Here is a 14288-nt window from a genome sequence, read left to right on the forward strand (position 1 = left end):
TTAGTAATAATATAATATTACTATATACTCTGTATATGAGACCAGAAAATGCTAGTTGTTAACGTTGCTCTACCTATGCCGCTAATCACAACTTTCTATTATTTACTACCTGATAACTTAAATCAAGCTGTAGTCGGAGGTAGAGTACGTGTTCCATTCGGGAAGCGCCAGGTTATTGGTATTATTACCGCAATAAATACAAGTATAAATATAAAACTAGATAATATTAAATTAGTAACTGAAGTAATAGATAGAAAGTCTATATTTTCTGATAGATTATGGCGTTTTTTGATTTGGTCGATTAGTTATTATCACTATCCAGTTGGTAAAGTTTTATTTCACTCATTACCTATGCTGATTCGCAAAGGTAAACAAATAGAAAATGCGCCCATATTGCAATGGTGTTTAACAAAAAAAGGCAGTCTTACTTTACCAAATAGTCTGACGCATGCTCCTAAGCAAAAAAAAGCGCTAATCTTACTACTTAGTAGGCCGTTATATCGGCATAAATTAAAAGAGGTACAACTAGATCATGCGACCCTACAGACGCTACGTACTAAAGGATTATGTAAATTAAGTGCAAATATTTGTGATGAATCCGACGATTACTGGCGGCCTATATTGAGGAGAAATAGTGAGCAATTAATACTTAATAATGAGCAGGCAACTGCTGTTTGTGCTATTAATAGCCATAATGAGCAATATATTGTTTGGTTACTAGCTGGTGTCACAGGAGCAGGTAAGACAGAAGTATATATTAAAGTACTAGAAAATATTATCTTAAAAGGTAAACAGGCTTTAGTCCTAGTACCAGAAATTAGCCTAACTCCGCAAACTATTGCTAGATTTCGTGAGCGTTTCCATGCTCCGGTAGAAGTATTACATTCTGGTATAAATGAAAAAGACAAGTTCACGGTCTGGCATAAAGTACGGTGTGGAAAAAGTGCCATTGTTATTGGTACACGCTCTGCACTATTCAGTCCTTTTGCTAAATTAGGTATAATAGTTATAGACGAAGAACATGATTGCTCATATAAGCAGCATGATGGCTGGCGTTATAACGCTCGTGATCTAGCAGTAGTATTAGCTCGCGAGGAAAATGTCCCAATTATCCTTGGGACAGCTACGCCAGCTTTAGAGACACTTTATAATGTAAAACAAAAAAAATACCGTCAATTAACGCTAGAAAATCGTGTTGGAAAAGCAAAACTAGCAAATCAGCAATTAATAGATTTAAAAGGCAAGCAACTAACTAATGGATTATCAATAGAACTAATAAACAAAATGAGACTGCACTTAGAAGCAGGTAACCAGGTGATGCTATTTCTTAATAGACGCGGGTTTGCTCCTGTACTACTATGTCATGAATGCGGTTGGATAGCCGAGTGTAAGCGGTGTGATCACTACTATACTGTTCATCAGAAAACACGTCAGTTACGATGTCATCACTGTGATAGTAAGCTCCCAGTATCATATCAATGTTTACAATGCGGTTCTACTCAGCTTATACCAGTAGGTGTAGGCACAGAGCAAATTGAAGAGGCTCTATTAAGTAAATTTCCTAACGTTCCTGTGACACGCATAGATCGTGATACTACTGCACCTAAAGGATCACTGGAATTGTTTTTATCCCAAGTGAATAGTGGTGGTGAGCGTATTTTAATAGGTACGCAAATGCTAGCAAAAGGGCATCATTTTCCAGAAGTAACTTTAGTATCATTATTAAATGTAGACGGAGCGCTATTTTCTAGAGATTTTCGCGCTGCCGAGAGATTTGCTCAACTTTATACTCAGGTATCAGGTCGCGCTGGTAGAGCTGGTAAACAAGGAGAAGTTTTATTACAAACCCATTATCCTGAGCATCCACTACTACAGAAACTAATGAGTTATAGCTATATAGACTTTGCCAGAACGATGTTAGAAGAACGTAGACAGGCTAACTTACCACCTTATACCAGTCATATAATGTTTCGCGCTGAAGATCATAACAATAAAAATGCTAGATTATTTCTAGACCAAGTGAGACACTTGTTAAATAATACGCATAAAGATGAAAATTTATTACTAATAGGACCTATACCAGCATTAGTACCAAAGCGTAGTGGTAGGTTTCGTTGGCAACTATTATTGTCACATCCATTGCGAATCAAATTGCAGCTAATTGTGAAAAATATTGTTCCATTAGTAGGAACAACTTATCAAGCACGTAAAGTAAAATGGTCTATAGATGTTGATCCTATAGACAGCTGATACTATATAGTTATATGTGATTAACTAAATTTATAAAAAAACATTGATAAAAAAAGACTATGTATATAGTGTAAAGTACTATTCTCGTACTAGGCATAAAAAAAACAAAAATATTAAATATATTACTATAATATTACTGGGATTATTTATTGTTTGTTTCAGCGATCTCTATTTTTTTAGAGTAAATAATAAATTAGAAAAATCAGTTATTAAAAAAACTAAAAACAGTACCACTATAAAAGATAATACCAATAAATTAGAACTAGAGGAACGCTGGCGTTATATTAGTGAACTAGAAAAAAGATAAATAAAATAAAAATAATAATAAATCCCCAAATAAAATTGAATTTTATTTCTTTTTAAGAAAATTAAATAAACACCTATGTATAAATATAATTTAATGAGACTTTTATAGTCTAAATAAAATATTATTTCTCATTAAATAATTTAATAACCATTGCATATTAGGGTTGAAAACCGTAAATCATCCCCAATTTAATATTAACTGAACCTATTAGGTTAAGCGTAGTTTTTAATTTTTTTATTTATTATAAAAGGAGTTGCTAGTGACAACAATCGTCAGCGTACGTCGTAATAGTAATGTGGTGATTGGTGGTGATGGCCAAGCTACTCTAGGTAATACTGTAATGAAAGGTAACGTACGTAAAGTACGTAGACTGTATTATAATGACAAAGTAATCGCCGGGTTTGCTGGCGGTACTGCAGATGCTTTAACTTTATTCGAATTATTTGAACGTAAACTAGAAAGATATCAAGGACATTTGGTAAAAGCAGCAGTAGAATTAGCCAAAGACTGGCGGACTGATCGTATGCTACGTCGTCTTGAAGCACTACTAGCTGTAGCTGACGAAAATGCTTCGCTGATAATTACTGGGACAGGTGATGTAATCCAACCTGAAAAAGACCTAATTGCTATTGGTTCTGGCGGACCTTATGCACAATCGGCTGCTCGTGCTTTATTAGAAAATACTAAACTAAGTGCAAGAGAAATTGTTGAAAAATCATTGGATATTGCTGGAGATATCTGCATCTACACCAATCAATTCCATACTATTGAAGAATTAACGTCTAAATCTGAAGGATATTAAACAATGTCTAAAATGACTCCACGTGAAATAGTGAACGAATTAGATGACTATATTATCGGCCAGCATAATGCGAAACGAGCAGTAGCCATCGCGTTACGTAATCGCTGGCGTCGTATGCAACTAGATGAAACCCTACGTCATGAAGTAACACCTAAAAATATTCTTATGATTGGCCCTACAGGTGTAGGTAAGACAGAAATAGCTCGTCGCTTAGCAAAACTAGCTAATGCTCCTTTTATTAAAGTAGAAGCTACTAAATTCACAGAAGTAGGCTACGTAGGTAAAGAAGTAGATTCTATTATTCGTGATTTGACTGATGCTGCCGTTAAAATGGTACGTTTACAGTCTATGGAACAAAACCGTTTCCGCGCTGAAGAAAGAGCTGAGGAAAGAGTACTTGATGTATTAATTCCGCAACCAAAACCAACAATAGAAGACAGTAATAATGAGTCGTCTAGCACTCGCCATAATTTTCGTAAAAAGCTACGTGAAGGCCAGCTTAATGAAAAAGAGATTGAGATAAATCTTGCATCAGTACCGATAGGAGTAGAAATTATGGCTCCTCCAGGCATGGAGGAGATGACTAATCAATTACAATCTATGTTTAAACATTTAGCTGGTCAAAAGCAAAAAACTAGAAAAATTAAGATTAAAGAAGCGATGAAACTCTTAATAGAAGAAGAAGCCGCTAAGCTCATGAACCAAGAAGAAATTCAAGAGCATGCTATCGAGGCAGTTGAGCAAAATGGGATTGTATTTATCGATGAAATAGATAAAATCTGTAAACGCGGCGAAGTGTCTGGTCCAGACGTATCCCGTGAAGGAGTACAAAGAGATCTTTTACCTTTAGTAGAAGGTTGCACGGTATCAACAAAGCATGGTATGGTTAAAACTGATCATATTTTATTCATTGCTTCTGGTGCATTTCAGGTAGCTAGTCCGTCAGATCTAATTCCTGAGTTACAAGGTAGACTACCAATTCGTGTTGAGCTTAAAGCACTTACTCCTGAAGAATTTAAACTCATTCTTACTGAACCAAGTGCTTCGCTTACTACGCAGTATATTGCACTTATGGCTACAGAAGGTGTAAGCATATCATTTACAGATGATGGTATTAAGCGGATTGCCGAAACAGCGTGGCAAGTAAACGAGCGCACAGAAAACATAGGGGCTAGGCGCTTACATACTGTTCTAGAACGTTTAATGGATGAAATATCATTTGATGCTAGTGAATGGCATGGTCAATCTATTTCTATAGATGCAGATTATGTTCGTAGTCATCTAGATGACTTAGTATCTGATGAAGATTTTAGTAGATTTATTTTATAAAAAATAATAAGTTCACCAGTGATTGATTATTAACAGTAGTAGAAAATATAACTGTAATGATAAATTGATATTATTATTTTTTTTTAAAATTAAATTAATAATTTATAAATTATATGTTGTGCATATATTTTCTTGCTTTGCTAATTTTCGCTTTAGCTTAATAGTATTATTATGTGCAGGTTTTAATTTATTATTTAGGCTATTATTTTTGTATTTTAGTTATTCTTTTTTAATATGTAAATATGTAAAATAGTAGTAACTGGTTTGAAAGGTAGACTTTATTTTAATTTTAAAGTAATTATTATGCATATGCAGTTATCTATAAACAATGATATAAATAATATTGCTTAATAAAATTAATTAATTTATAAAATAATATGCGCACTCCTTTAGTAATTGGAAACTGGAAACTAAATGGTAATAAACATACAGTTATTACTTTCATTAATAGACTATGTAATAAGTTAATTAGCGTTATTGGTTGCGATGTTGCTATAGCTCCACCAATAATATATTTATATATAGCTAAACATAATATGACTACTAATAGCAATATTATGCTATGTGCACAGAACGTCGATACTAATATTTATGGTGCATTTACTGGTGAAATTTCAGCTAAAATGCTAAAAGATATTGGCGTAAAATATATTATTATTGGTCATTATGAAAGACGTTACTACCATAAAGAAAGTAATGAAGATATAGCTAAGAAATTTGCTCTTATAAAAAATGAAGGACTTATTCCTGTTTTATGCATCGGAGAAAGCCAAACTGATAAAAATGCTTCAAAAACTGAAGCTGTCTGCGCTACCCAGCTTGATGCAATACTAAATAGTATTGGGGCTAAAGCTTTCGAAAATTCAGTAATAGCCTATGAGCCTATTTGGGCTATTTCTACCGGAGAATCCGCTAATCCTTTATATGTACAAAAAATTCATAATTTTATCCGTAACTATATTAGTGTTCATGATGAATCGGTAGCAAAGCAGGTTATTATTCAGTACGGAGGTTCAGTAAATGCTAATAATGCAGCTGAACTATTCAATCAGCCAGATATTGATGGCGCATTAGTAGGCGGAGCCTCGCTTAATGCTGAGATATTCTATCAGATTATTCATACAGCTGCTTGCGTGCGCAATAAAAAAAAATAATTAATACATACTTTGAACTAAAAAAGTTTACGTGCTATTGATAGTAAATCACTGCGAAAAGGACGTTTCCTATTTTTAATAGTATCAGTGATATCATGATGTACTAATCGATCATTCTGTACCCCAACGCAACGTCCGCCATACCCCTGTAACAGCAGTTCAATAGAGTAAGCTCCCATTTTTGAGGCAAGAATACGATCATATGCTACTGGATTACCACCACGCTGAATATGACCTAAAACAGTAGCGCGTGTTTCGCGTCCTGTCTCTTTCTCAAGGTATATAGCAAGTTCTGAGACAGAACAAATGTATTCTGTAATGACAACAATAGCATGTTTTTTTCCTTTAGCGATACTAGATTTTATCTCATACACCAAATCTTCTGATTTAAATTCTACCTCAGGTAAAACAATAAACTCACAACCACCTGCAATTGCAGCTGCCATAGTTAGATCACCACAATTACGTCCCATAACTTCTACTATTGAGATACGTTGATGAGATGTAGAAGTATCTCGCAAACGGTCAATTGCTTCTACTACAGTTTCTAAAGCTGTAAAATAACCGATAGTGTAATCTGTTCCAGCCACATCATTATCAATGGTACCAGGTAAGCTAATACATGGAAAACCCATTTCTGTAATACGTTGAGCGCCTATATAAGACCCATCTCCGCCGATGACAACAAGAGCCCCCAAACCATATTTGGTCATATTATTAATAGCAATAGCTCGTATTGACTCTTCACAAAATTCAGGAAATCGGGATGATCCAAGAAAAGTACCTCCCCGGTTAATGATATCAGATACACTATATCTATCTAGCTTCCTAATTCGATCTTGCCACAATCCTAGGTAGCCATCATAAATACCATACACTTCTAATCCTTCTGAAAGTCCGCTCCTAACTACACCTCTAATAGCAGCATTCATTCCTGGGGAATCACCGCCACTTGTTAGAACGCCTATTTTATTAATCATTACGACCTACCTATTAACTGAAAAAACTATATTGATAATATAATGCAATGCGTTGATGAGTATTAAAAATATTTGTTAAAAAACTAGAGTAAATAATGGTTTTCGTGATAAATAATTTTATTTATTTTAATTTAAATTAAATAACAAAATTTATTAAAGCGAGGATAATTATTATCTTTTGCTGTTACTAGCTTAGCCAATAGCTGGGCTTGCTATTGGCTGGACATAAATTAATTCATTATTATAACTACAACATAACTTGCTTTTTGTTGTACTAGCGCCAGCTCCAATACTTTAGTATTGAAAATACTCATCTTTATAGTGACGTCCCAGCAGCGTTAATGCTGCCTCATAGGTATTTTTATTATTGTACAAAATCTGGTATATCTGTTCTGTAATTGGCATCTCAACCATATAACGTTTAGCTAGCTTACGTACCTCTTTAGTATTACCATAACCCTCTACAAGCATGCCAATACTAGTATATGCTGTATTAACATCGATCCCCTGCCCAATTAGTAGACCGAAACGACGATTTCTGGACTTATTATCGGTACATGTTAATACTAAGTCTCCTAACCCAGCCATACCCATAAAAGTCATTGGTGCTGCACCCATAGCCGCACCAAGACGAGACATTTCTGCTAACCCCCTTGTTATAAGTGCAGTGCGCGCATTAGCGCCAAAGCCTATACCATCAGAAATACCTGCTCCTATAGCAATAACATTTTTAATAGCACCGCCTAACTGAACGCCAATCAAATCAATATTGCTGTATACCCTGAAACTTTTCCCGCAATGTAGTAACTTTTGTAAGTCTGCGCAGAATGTAACATCTGTAGCGGCTAATGCGATAGCAGTAGGTAATCCAGCCGCTAATTCACTAGCAAAGGTAGGTCCTGATATTACTGCCAAAGGTATATCTTCGCCTAGTATATCTCGTGCTACTTCTTGCAGAAGACGGCCAGTTGTGTGTTCTAAACCTTTAGTAGCCCAGACAATACGTGCATCAGTACGTAAATGTGGTTTAATTTGCATTAGTACACTGCCAAATACCTTACTTGGTACAACAATAAGAACATTACGACTAGCTGAGAGCGTAACGGATAAAGATGTTTCCAAGTATAAATTAGGTGGGAATGGGACATTAGGTAATAATATATTATTACACCGCGCTGCTTTAAGTGCATTAATATGATCTGGATTATGTCCCCATAATAAAACTGTATTACCGTTACGAGCTAGGGTGATTGCTAGGGCAGTGCCGTAAGAACCTGCACCGATGATAATTATCGAGGCAGCATGTAACATAATTAATTGACTTGTTAATTAACAAATATAAAGTTTAAAAATTTATTTATTTTTCAAGTAAAGTACGTACTTTACCATTATTATTAAGTTTTTCAATCTCACTACAACCACCAACATACTTGTCATCAATAAATATCTGTGGGACAGTGGTACTACCACCACTACGCTTCATCATTTCTGCTAGCATGTTCATGTCTCAATCAATAGTGATATCCTCAACAGGCAAGTTATGATTAGTTAATCTTAACTTAGCACGATAGCAATAGGGACAATTTAATTTAGTATAAATTTTAATTTTTTTAAGCATTATTTACTACTTACCTTTTATTATCGGTAAATTATCAGTACACCAGCCAGTTACGCCTTCTTTCAGCAAATAAACTCGTTTACATCCTGCTCTGAACATATTATTAGCAGTATTATAAGATGTAATCCCTCTATGACCAATTAATACTATTGGCCTGTGCTTAAATTTTTCTATACATACTTTGATACTTGTATCAGCTATATTTAGGCTATTATTAATATGACCCTGACGGTAATCATCTTTGCTGCGTAAATCAATCATAACAGCATGTTCTTTATTTATTAAACGAACAGCTTCGCTACTAGTAATTTCTCTAACATTAGTTAACCAGTGATTAACAGTAGCAAATATAACGGCAATGAACAATACAAACCATACTATAACTAACATAGTGTGGTTATGAATAAATTGCATAATTTCTTGCATAGTGTCAAAGAACTCCTTTTGATAATATCAAATATGTGCTAATAGCCAAGAACTAAAATAGTGATTTTTAATTATTTACTGCACTGGTAATATGATCTGAGATAAATTACATTATAGTCATCGTACTATATTAAGGCATAATGTTTACTATTGGTTTTGCTAAAAACAACTACTATTACTAAAAAAATATATATTTATTATTTTTCAGCAAGCAGCAGCTGTACATATAGGCAGTCCTGCAATATTATGGTATGGATGGGATGGTACTTACTACTACTAACTAGGTAAGGTAGTACGTAAGTAACATCATAATAAGGAGTGATATGACGACAAATAAAGCAATATATCCAGGTACATTTGATCCTTTGACTATCGGTCATCTAGATATAGTAACCCGTGCAGCGCAGATATTCGATGAAGTTATACTTGCTATCGCAGATAATCCTAGCAAATTACCACTATTTGATCTTAATAAAAGGGTAGAGCTTGCTATTAAGGTAACAGTCAATTTAGCGAACGTAACGGTACTTGGATTCATAGGTTTGATAGCTAATTTTGCACAACAACAAGAGGCAAACATTATAATACGTGGGTTAAGATCAGTCTCAGATTTTGAATCTGAGATGCAAATGATGAACATTAATCGTAATTTTATGCCTGGTATAGAAAGTGTTTTTATGATGCCAACTCAAACATTGTCCTATATTTCCTCAACTTTAGTAAAAGAAGTAGCGCTCAACGGAGGTAGCGTGGATAAATTGATTCCTGCCTTGATTGCAAAAGAAATTAAGGCAAGAATTAAAAATATTTGATAGTTGAGATATTGATTTTTAGTGTTGACCATGTATAACAAATAAACTACTACGATTGTAGTAACCATTGTTATAGTTATTCCACATATGCTACAAGATTTGCCACTACGACCATATAATTGTAAATAATTAACAAATAATCCTGGTTTTCCATTTAAAAAATTACGTAAGGTAGGTAGTACCACCTTGCTTAATGGCACGCATACATATTTAATACTATTAGCTAACACCATAGTTTATGGTTCGCTTAATGAATATTAAGTACTACTAGGTACAAGTGCCTCATTAGCATAAATATTTCAAACGCCTGCCTGCCTACTTATCCATCAGTAACTGCTTAATTATCTATCGTACTTCTATTACGTTATTTAGTAAATAACCAGTTACAATTAAATGGATTACTGATAGGCTCTAATCCAAGATTAGCAAGTAAACTAATATGGTTGATATTATCACTCCAAAGCCAGGCCAATAATTTTATTATTGGATCATAATAGCGAATAATATAATAATTACTCATAATAATATCAATATTTGCATTTTTTTATGGTGGCAGCTGCCTATGCCGAACTTATACCCGCTTTATAATATAGCCTACTAAGTAAGTTTAAATACCTATGCTGCTAATTTATACTTCATATTATAAAATTTTATAAAAAATAATTTTATATTTATTTCAGTTTAGCTTCTTTGTAAAGAACATGCTTGCGTAATAATGGATCAAATTTTTTTAATGCTAGCTTTTTAATTTTGATACGCTTATTCTTAGTGGTCGTATAAAAGTGCTTGGTACCAGCAGTAGAAACTAGTTTTATTTTTTCTCTCACACCTTTAGCCATAATACTATTATATTCCTTAATGAAATTAATTTTTTAACTGCAAAACAGTTTCTATACCTTTCTTATCTATTGTACGCATACCTTTAGCTGATACGCGTAGCGTTATAAAGCGTTTTTCTCTATCAAGCCAAAAACGATGATAGTGTAGGTTAGGTAGAAAACGACGTTTGGTAGCATTCATGGCGTAGGATCTTTGATTACCACTTACTGGACGCTTCCTAGTTACTTGGCATACTCTGGACATATGGATTTATTTCTCACTAAAAAAACCTACTATTATAATAGTAGTACTATAATTATCAATTATTACATATAGCTATATATATTATTCAATATTTTGAATCTGTTCACGCATCTGTTCAATTAACACCTTAAGTTCAATTGCTGATTTAGTGATACTAGTATTAATAGATTTAGATGCAATAGTATTAGATTCACGGTACAATTCTTGCATCATAAAGTCAAGACGCCGGCCCACTGCATCTTTTGTATTATTAGTAATAGTCTTGCATGTTTCTGTTATATGTGCTTCTAAACGATCTAGTTCTTCTGATACATCTAACTTTTGGGCTAGAATTACTAACTCTTGCTCTTGACGATTTTGGTCTATTTTAACATTTGCTTCTTCCAACTTACTTAATATTTTATTTATTTGCCATGCCATAATATCTGGCATTTGTTTACGAATATTTGTGATTTCCAAGCTAATACTAACTAAACGTTGTTCAATCATAGCCTTTAAGGCTATTCCTTCTTTTTCACGAGCATTAATAAAATAATCTAGCGTGGTATCAAGACCAGACAGCAAATCTAAGCTCATAGTATCAATATATTGCTTTTCTTCTATAGCAGAAGTAATTACACCTGGCCAACTTAGAATTGCAATAAGATCTATATATCCTTCGTTACTTTGCCTTTTAACCCACTGAGCTGCTTTTATTATTGTTTTAGTTAATTTTTTATTTAAAATTAGTTTACTTTGTAAGTTACTATGGATACATAGGTCGCACTCAACTCTACCGCGGGTCAGTAAGGTACGAATACGATCTCTAATAGTTAATTCTAATCCTCTAAACTGCTCTGGTACACGTATGTAAGTTTCTAGATATCTTTGATTAACAGAACGTAGCTCCCATGTAGCAGTACCCCAATGTTCTTTAATATCATGCCGTGCGAAGGCTGTCATACTACGTATCATAATAATATAATAAATAACTACGTTTCTAACTAATACTGTTGCTAGTATATATTAATTATAACCTGTTTACGCAATAATAAATACAAAATACGCTGCATTAATAATTATACCTTAAGTTTTTTAAGTTGAATACATTTCAGTTGAAAAGGAGTATATCGTCTGTGAAAGAGTATAAGCGTAAATTTATTGATTATGTATTAAAGAAACAAATATTACAATTCGGCGAATTTACCCTAAAATCTGGGAGAATAAGTCCTTATTTTTTTAATGCTGGCCTATTTAACGAAGGGCGTGATTTAGCATTTTTAGGCAGTATTTATGCTGCGAAGCTCATAGATACTAAGGTATATTTTAATTTATTGTTTGGCCCGGCTTATAAAGGGATACCAATTGCTATAACTACTGCAATTTCTTTGGCAGTAGATCATCATCGTAATGTTACGTATTGTTTTAATCGTAAGGAAAACAAGAATTACGGTGAAGGCGGTATATTAGTTGGGAGTCAATTACAGGGAAAAATTATTATTGTTGTTGATGATGTTATTACTTCTGGTAAAGCAATTCGTGAATCTATGGATATTATAGTAAATCATAATGCTACTCCTGCTGGAGTTTTGATTGCTCTTAATCGACAGGAGAAAGGTTCTGACGATATTTCAGCTATAAAAGAATTAGAGCGTGATTATCATTGTAGAGTAATGAATATAATTAATATTCAAGATTTAATCTATTATATAACTATAACAAGTAAGATGAAGGAGAATTTGTCTGCATTATTAGCATATCAAAAGCAATACTGCATTTAATTATTTATTATTTTCCTGAGTGACCAAAGCCATGTGTACCGCGTTCGCTGGGGCAGGTATTGAATACTGGTACTAGGTTAAAATCTACTTGCACTATCAGAACGAAAACCATCTGAGCTATACGATCACTAGGCTCAATAGTAAAAAGTTTATGTCCTCTGTTCCAGACTGACACCATTAATTGTCCTTGATAATCAGAATCAATTAGCCCTACTAAATTACCTAGCACAATTCCATGCTTATGTCCTAGTCCAGACCTAGGGAGAATAACTCCTGCCACACCAGTATCAGCGATATGTACAGCTATGCCAGTAGGAATAAGAATTGTTTTTCCTGGCTCAATGACTATTGTATTATCTATACAGGCGCGTAAATCTAGTCCAGCAGAGCCTGGCGTGGTATAAGTTGGTAATGGAAATATATCACCAATACGACGGTCTATTATTTTAATTTCTATTTTTTTCCTCATATATGCTAATAATTTTGTCCATTAGTTTTTGAGCAAGCAATGTTTTAATGTTTGATTGCTTAGGGCTAACATAATTTTACCATGTTTTAAAACAATACTTAATGCATTGTTTTAACTTTGAAAGCATTGGTTACAGCAGGAAACATCGTTAGCGCAAATTAAATATAGCTTTTTATCAAACAGCTTTTGCTTTGCGTATTTTTAAACATTATTTGTGTCAGCATAAAATCATACAACGTATAGTATATTTTTTGTTAAATAAATTAAGTATGCAAAAATATATAAATTTTTTTTAAGTTTAATATTAGTTTATTACATTGTAATCAACAACAACGGCACAACAAATAAAAAATTTTGACAGTACGCATTACTACTTTATGTATTTATAATGCACTAGTTACATCAATACGCTGTACTCAAAGTGGAGTAGATCACTTTACCGGGCAAGCTACTAAAGTTAGTAAGTTACTGGTGCTTATCGTTCTGCGGCAGCTCGCGCGATAGCAAAACCAATTTTTTAAGAACTATGATTACGGATAAAAAGCACAGTAAGAAATATACTAGTGCTATAGTATATAAAAACATTTTTTTTAGACAGATATCTAGCCTGGCTGCACAACATAGTTACCATATACTGCTGGCTTGTAAACTTCATGGAGTATCAGGTGCCTTGCTGCTATTAGCTAAAGTAGTAAATAGTAGGTAGATATAGATTCTGTCATGATTTTCTAGTTTAATTAATACCTAATTGATATTTTTATATTTAAATAAAATTTAAATTGAATATGAATATTGGTCGGCGAGAGAGGATTTGAACCTCCGACTTACTGGTCCCAAACCAGTCGCGCTACCAAGCTGCGCCACTCGCCGATATGTTAATTTTAATTGTGCTGTGCGAAGAGAGGGACTTGAACCCTCAAGTCTATGATAAGAAACTAGCACCTGAAGCTAGCGCGTATCCCAATTCCGCCATCTTCGCTTAATTACTTTTACTTATTGTTGGGGTGACTGATGGGACTCGAACCCACGACAACTGGAATCACAATCCAGGGCTCTACCAACTGAGCTACAATCACCAATTAAATTTATATTATATTCTTATTTTAGTGTAGCATACAAGAACTTATGCATACCACAAAAGTGGTAAGTGGTACGCCCGACAGGATTCGAACCTGAGACCTCTGCCTCCGGAGGGCAGCGCTCTATCCAAACTGAGCTACGAGCGCATAGCAACAACAACTGGACGGGCTAGTTTTGATGGATAGTACGAATTTATACGCTTACTGTCTAGTTGTTTT

At 34.0% G+C, this 14288-nt stretch carries 15 protein-coding genes, 4 tRNA genes and 1 pseudogene; 7 read left to right on the forward strand and 13 right to left on the reverse strand.

Annotated features, from left to right (window positions below; all coding sequences use genetic code 11):
• Nucleotides 1-48: 48 nt before the first annotated feature.
• From priA to tpiA, 5 genes are all read left to right on the forward strand, one after another.
• A complete protein-coding gene (gene priA, locus AB162_RS00690; protein WP_053096612.1) occupies nt 49-2250 on the forward strand; it encodes a primosomal protein N' in 2202 nt (733 codons plus the stop codon).
• A 43-nt stretch (nt 2251-2293) separates the two neighbouring features.
• Nucleotides 2294-2557: a hypothetical protein gene (locus AB162_RS00695; RefSeq protein ID WP_053096614.1), complete on the forward strand. Its 264-nt coding sequence runs from the start codon at nt 2294-2296 to the stop codon at nt 2555-2557.
• A 259-nt stretch (nt 2558-2816) separates the two neighbouring features.
• Nucleotides 2817-3359 carry an ATP-dependent protease subunit HslV gene (gene hslV / locus AB162_RS00700; RefSeq protein WP_053096616.1) on the forward strand — a complete coding sequence of 181 codons (543 nt, stop codon included), beginning with the start codon at nt 2817-2819 and terminating at the stop codon, nt 3357-3359.
• A gap of 3 nt (nt 3360-3362) precedes the next feature.
• A complete protein-coding gene (gene hslU, locus AB162_RS00705) occupies nt 3363-4688 on the forward strand; it encodes an HslU--HslV peptidase ATPase subunit (RefSeq protein WP_053096618.1) in 1326 nt (441 codons plus the stop codon).
• A gap of 377 nt (nt 4689-5065) precedes the next feature.
• Nucleotides 5066-5842, forward strand: a complete 777-nt coding sequence (gene tpiA / locus AB162_RS00710) for a triose-phosphate isomerase (protein WP_053096620.1) — start codon at nt 5066-5068, stop codon at nt 5840-5842.
• A gap of 17 nt (nt 5843-5859) precedes the next feature.
• Here the strand turns inward: tpiA and pfkA are convergent, their stop codons facing one another.
• The 4 genes and pseudogenes from pfkA to AB162_RS00725 form a co-directional block, all read right to left on the reverse strand.
• A complete protein-coding gene (gene pfkA, locus AB162_RS00715) occupies nt 5860-6822 on the reverse strand; it encodes a 6-phosphofructokinase (protein ID WP_053096623.1) in 963 nt (320 codons plus the stop codon).
• Nucleotides 6823-7116: 294 nt separating this feature from the next.
• Nucleotides 7117-8133, reverse strand: coding sequence for an NAD(P)H-dependent glycerol-3-phosphate dehydrogenase (gene gpsA, locus AB162_RS00720; protein ID WP_053096625.1), 1017 nt, complete (start codon nt 8131-8133; stop codon nt 7117-7119).
• Nucleotides 8134-8179: 46 nt separating this feature from the next.
• Nucleotides 8180-8440: pseudogene (gene grxC / locus AB162_RS02990) on the reverse strand (glutaredoxin 3).
• Nucleotides 8441-8446: 6 nt separating this feature from the next.
• The gene (locus tag AB162_RS00725) at nt 8447-8866 is read right to left on the reverse strand and encodes a rhodanese-like domain-containing protein (RefSeq protein ID WP_053096627.1); all 420 of its coding nucleotides are present in this window, start codon (nt 8864-8866) and stop codon (nt 8447-8449) included.
• Between the two features lie 323 nt (nt 8867-9189).
• Here AB162_RS00725 and coaD point away from each other — a divergent pair, with 323 nt between their 5' ends.
• Nucleotides 9190-9678 (forward strand): pantetheine-phosphate adenylyltransferase, encoded by a 489-nt coding sequence (gene coaD, locus AB162_RS00730; RefSeq protein WP_053096629.1) that lies wholly within the window; start codon nt 9190-9192, stop codon nt 9676-9678.
• A 364-nt stretch (nt 9679-10042) separates the two neighbouring features.
• Here coaD and AB162_RS02975 read toward each other — a convergent pair whose 3' ends face one another.
• The 4 genes from AB162_RS02975 to AB162_RS00745 all read right to left on the reverse strand — a co-directional run bounded on the left by AB162_RS02975 (nt 10043) and on the right by AB162_RS00745 (nt 11715).
• Entirely contained in the window at nt 10043-10198 is a 156-nt protein-coding gene (locus tag AB162_RS02975; RefSeq protein WP_156213986.1) for a hypothetical protein, read from the reverse strand.
• Between the two features lie 151 nt (nt 10199-10349).
• Nucleotides 10350-10517, reverse strand: a complete 168-nt coding sequence (rpmG, locus tag AB162_RS00735) for a 50S ribosomal protein L33 (protein WP_053096631.1) — start codon at nt 10515-10517, stop codon at nt 10350-10352.
• A 25-nt stretch (nt 10518-10542) separates the two neighbouring features.
• The gene (gene rpmB / locus AB162_RS00740; RefSeq protein ID WP_053096633.1) at nt 10543-10761 is read right to left on the reverse strand and encodes a 50S ribosomal protein L28; all 219 of its coding nucleotides are present in this window, start codon (nt 10759-10761) and stop codon (nt 10543-10545) included.
• 81 nt (nt 10762-10842) lie between these two features.
• Nucleotides 10843-11715 (reverse strand): YicC/YloC family endoribonuclease, encoded by an 873-nt coding sequence (locus tag AB162_RS00745; protein WP_053096635.1) that lies wholly within the window; start codon nt 11713-11715, stop codon nt 10843-10845.
• A 161-nt stretch (nt 11716-11876) separates the two neighbouring features.
• Here AB162_RS00745 and pyrE point away from each other — a divergent pair, with 161 nt between their 5' ends.
• Complete coding sequence (gene pyrE, locus AB162_RS00750) at nt 11877-12521, forward strand: orotate phosphoribosyltransferase (RefSeq protein ID WP_053096637.1); 645 nt, start codon at nt 11877-11879, stop codon at nt 12519-12521.
• A gap of 7 nt (nt 12522-12528) precedes the next feature.
• Here pyrE and dut read toward each other — a convergent pair whose 3' ends face one another.
• From dut to AB162_RS00780, 5 genes are all read right to left on the reverse strand, one after another.
• Nucleotides 12529-12990 carry a dUTP diphosphatase gene (gene dut, locus AB162_RS00755; RefSeq protein WP_053096639.1) on the reverse strand — a complete coding sequence of 154 codons (462 nt, stop codon included), beginning with the start codon at nt 12988-12990 and terminating at the stop codon, nt 12529-12531.
• Nucleotides 12991-13783: 793 nt separating this feature from the next.
• Nucleotides 13784-13860, reverse strand: a tRNA-Pro gene (locus AB162_RS00765).
• A gap of 23 nt (nt 13861-13883) precedes the next feature.
• A tRNA-Leu gene (locus AB162_RS00770) sits at nt 13884-13969 on the reverse strand.
• 21 nt (nt 13970-13990) lie between these two features.
• Nucleotides 13991-14066, reverse strand: a tRNA-His gene (locus AB162_RS00775).
• 72 nt (nt 14067-14138) lie between these two features.
• Nucleotides 14139-14216: transfer RNA gene (locus tag AB162_RS00780), tRNA-Arg, on the reverse strand.
• Between the last annotated feature and the right edge of the window lie 72 nt (nt 14217-14288).

Origin of the sequence: Candidatus Palibaumannia cicadellinicola, assembly GCF_001269425.1 — a bacterium.
GTDB lineage: Bacteria > Pseudomonadota > Gammaproteobacteria > Enterobacterales > Enterobacteriaceae > Baumannia > Baumannia cicadellinicola_A.

Coding starts and splice junctions, on each gene's coding strand:
- priA (WP_053096612.1), top strand. CDS start 49: ATGCTAGTTGTTAACGTTGCTCTACCTATGCCGCTAATCACAACTTTC.
- hslU (WP_053096618.1), top strand. CDS start 3,363: ATGTCTAAAATGACTCCACGTGAAATAGTGAACGAATTAGATGACTAT.
- tpiA (WP_053096620.1), top strand. CDS start 5,066: ATGCGCACTCCTTTAGTAATTGGAAACTGGAAACTAAATGGTAATAAA.
- pfkA (WP_053096623.1), bottom strand. CDS start 6,822: ATGATTAATAAAATAGGCGTTCTAACAAGTGGCGGTGATTCCCCAGGA.
- gpsA (WP_053096625.1), bottom strand. CDS start 8,133: ATGTTACATGCTGCCTCGATAATTATCATCGGTGCAGGTTCTTACGGC.
- AB162_RS00725 (WP_053096627.1), bottom strand. CDS start 8,866: ATGCAAGAAATTATGCAATTTATTCATAACCACACTATGTTAGTTATA.
- coaD (WP_053096629.1), top strand. CDS start 9,190: ATGACGACAAATAAAGCAATATATCCAGGTACATTTGATCCTTTGACT.
- AB162_RS02975 (WP_156213986.1), bottom strand. CDS start 10,198: ATGAGTAATTATTATATTATTCGCTATTATGATCCAATAATAAAATTA.
- rpmG (WP_053096631.1), bottom strand. CDS start 10,517: ATGGCTAAAGGTGTGAGAGAAAAAATAAAACTAGTTTCTACTGCTGGT.
- rpmB (WP_053096633.1), bottom strand. CDS start 10,761: ATGTCCAGAGTATGCCAAGTAACTAGGAAGCGTCCAGTAAGTGGTAAT.
- AB162_RS00745 (WP_053096635.1), bottom strand. CDS start 11,715: ATGATACGTAGTATGACAGCCTTCGCACGGCATGATATTAAAGAACAT.
- dut (WP_053096639.1), bottom strand. CDS start 12,990: ATGAGGAAAAAAATAGAAATTAAAATAATAGACCGTCGTATTGGTGAT.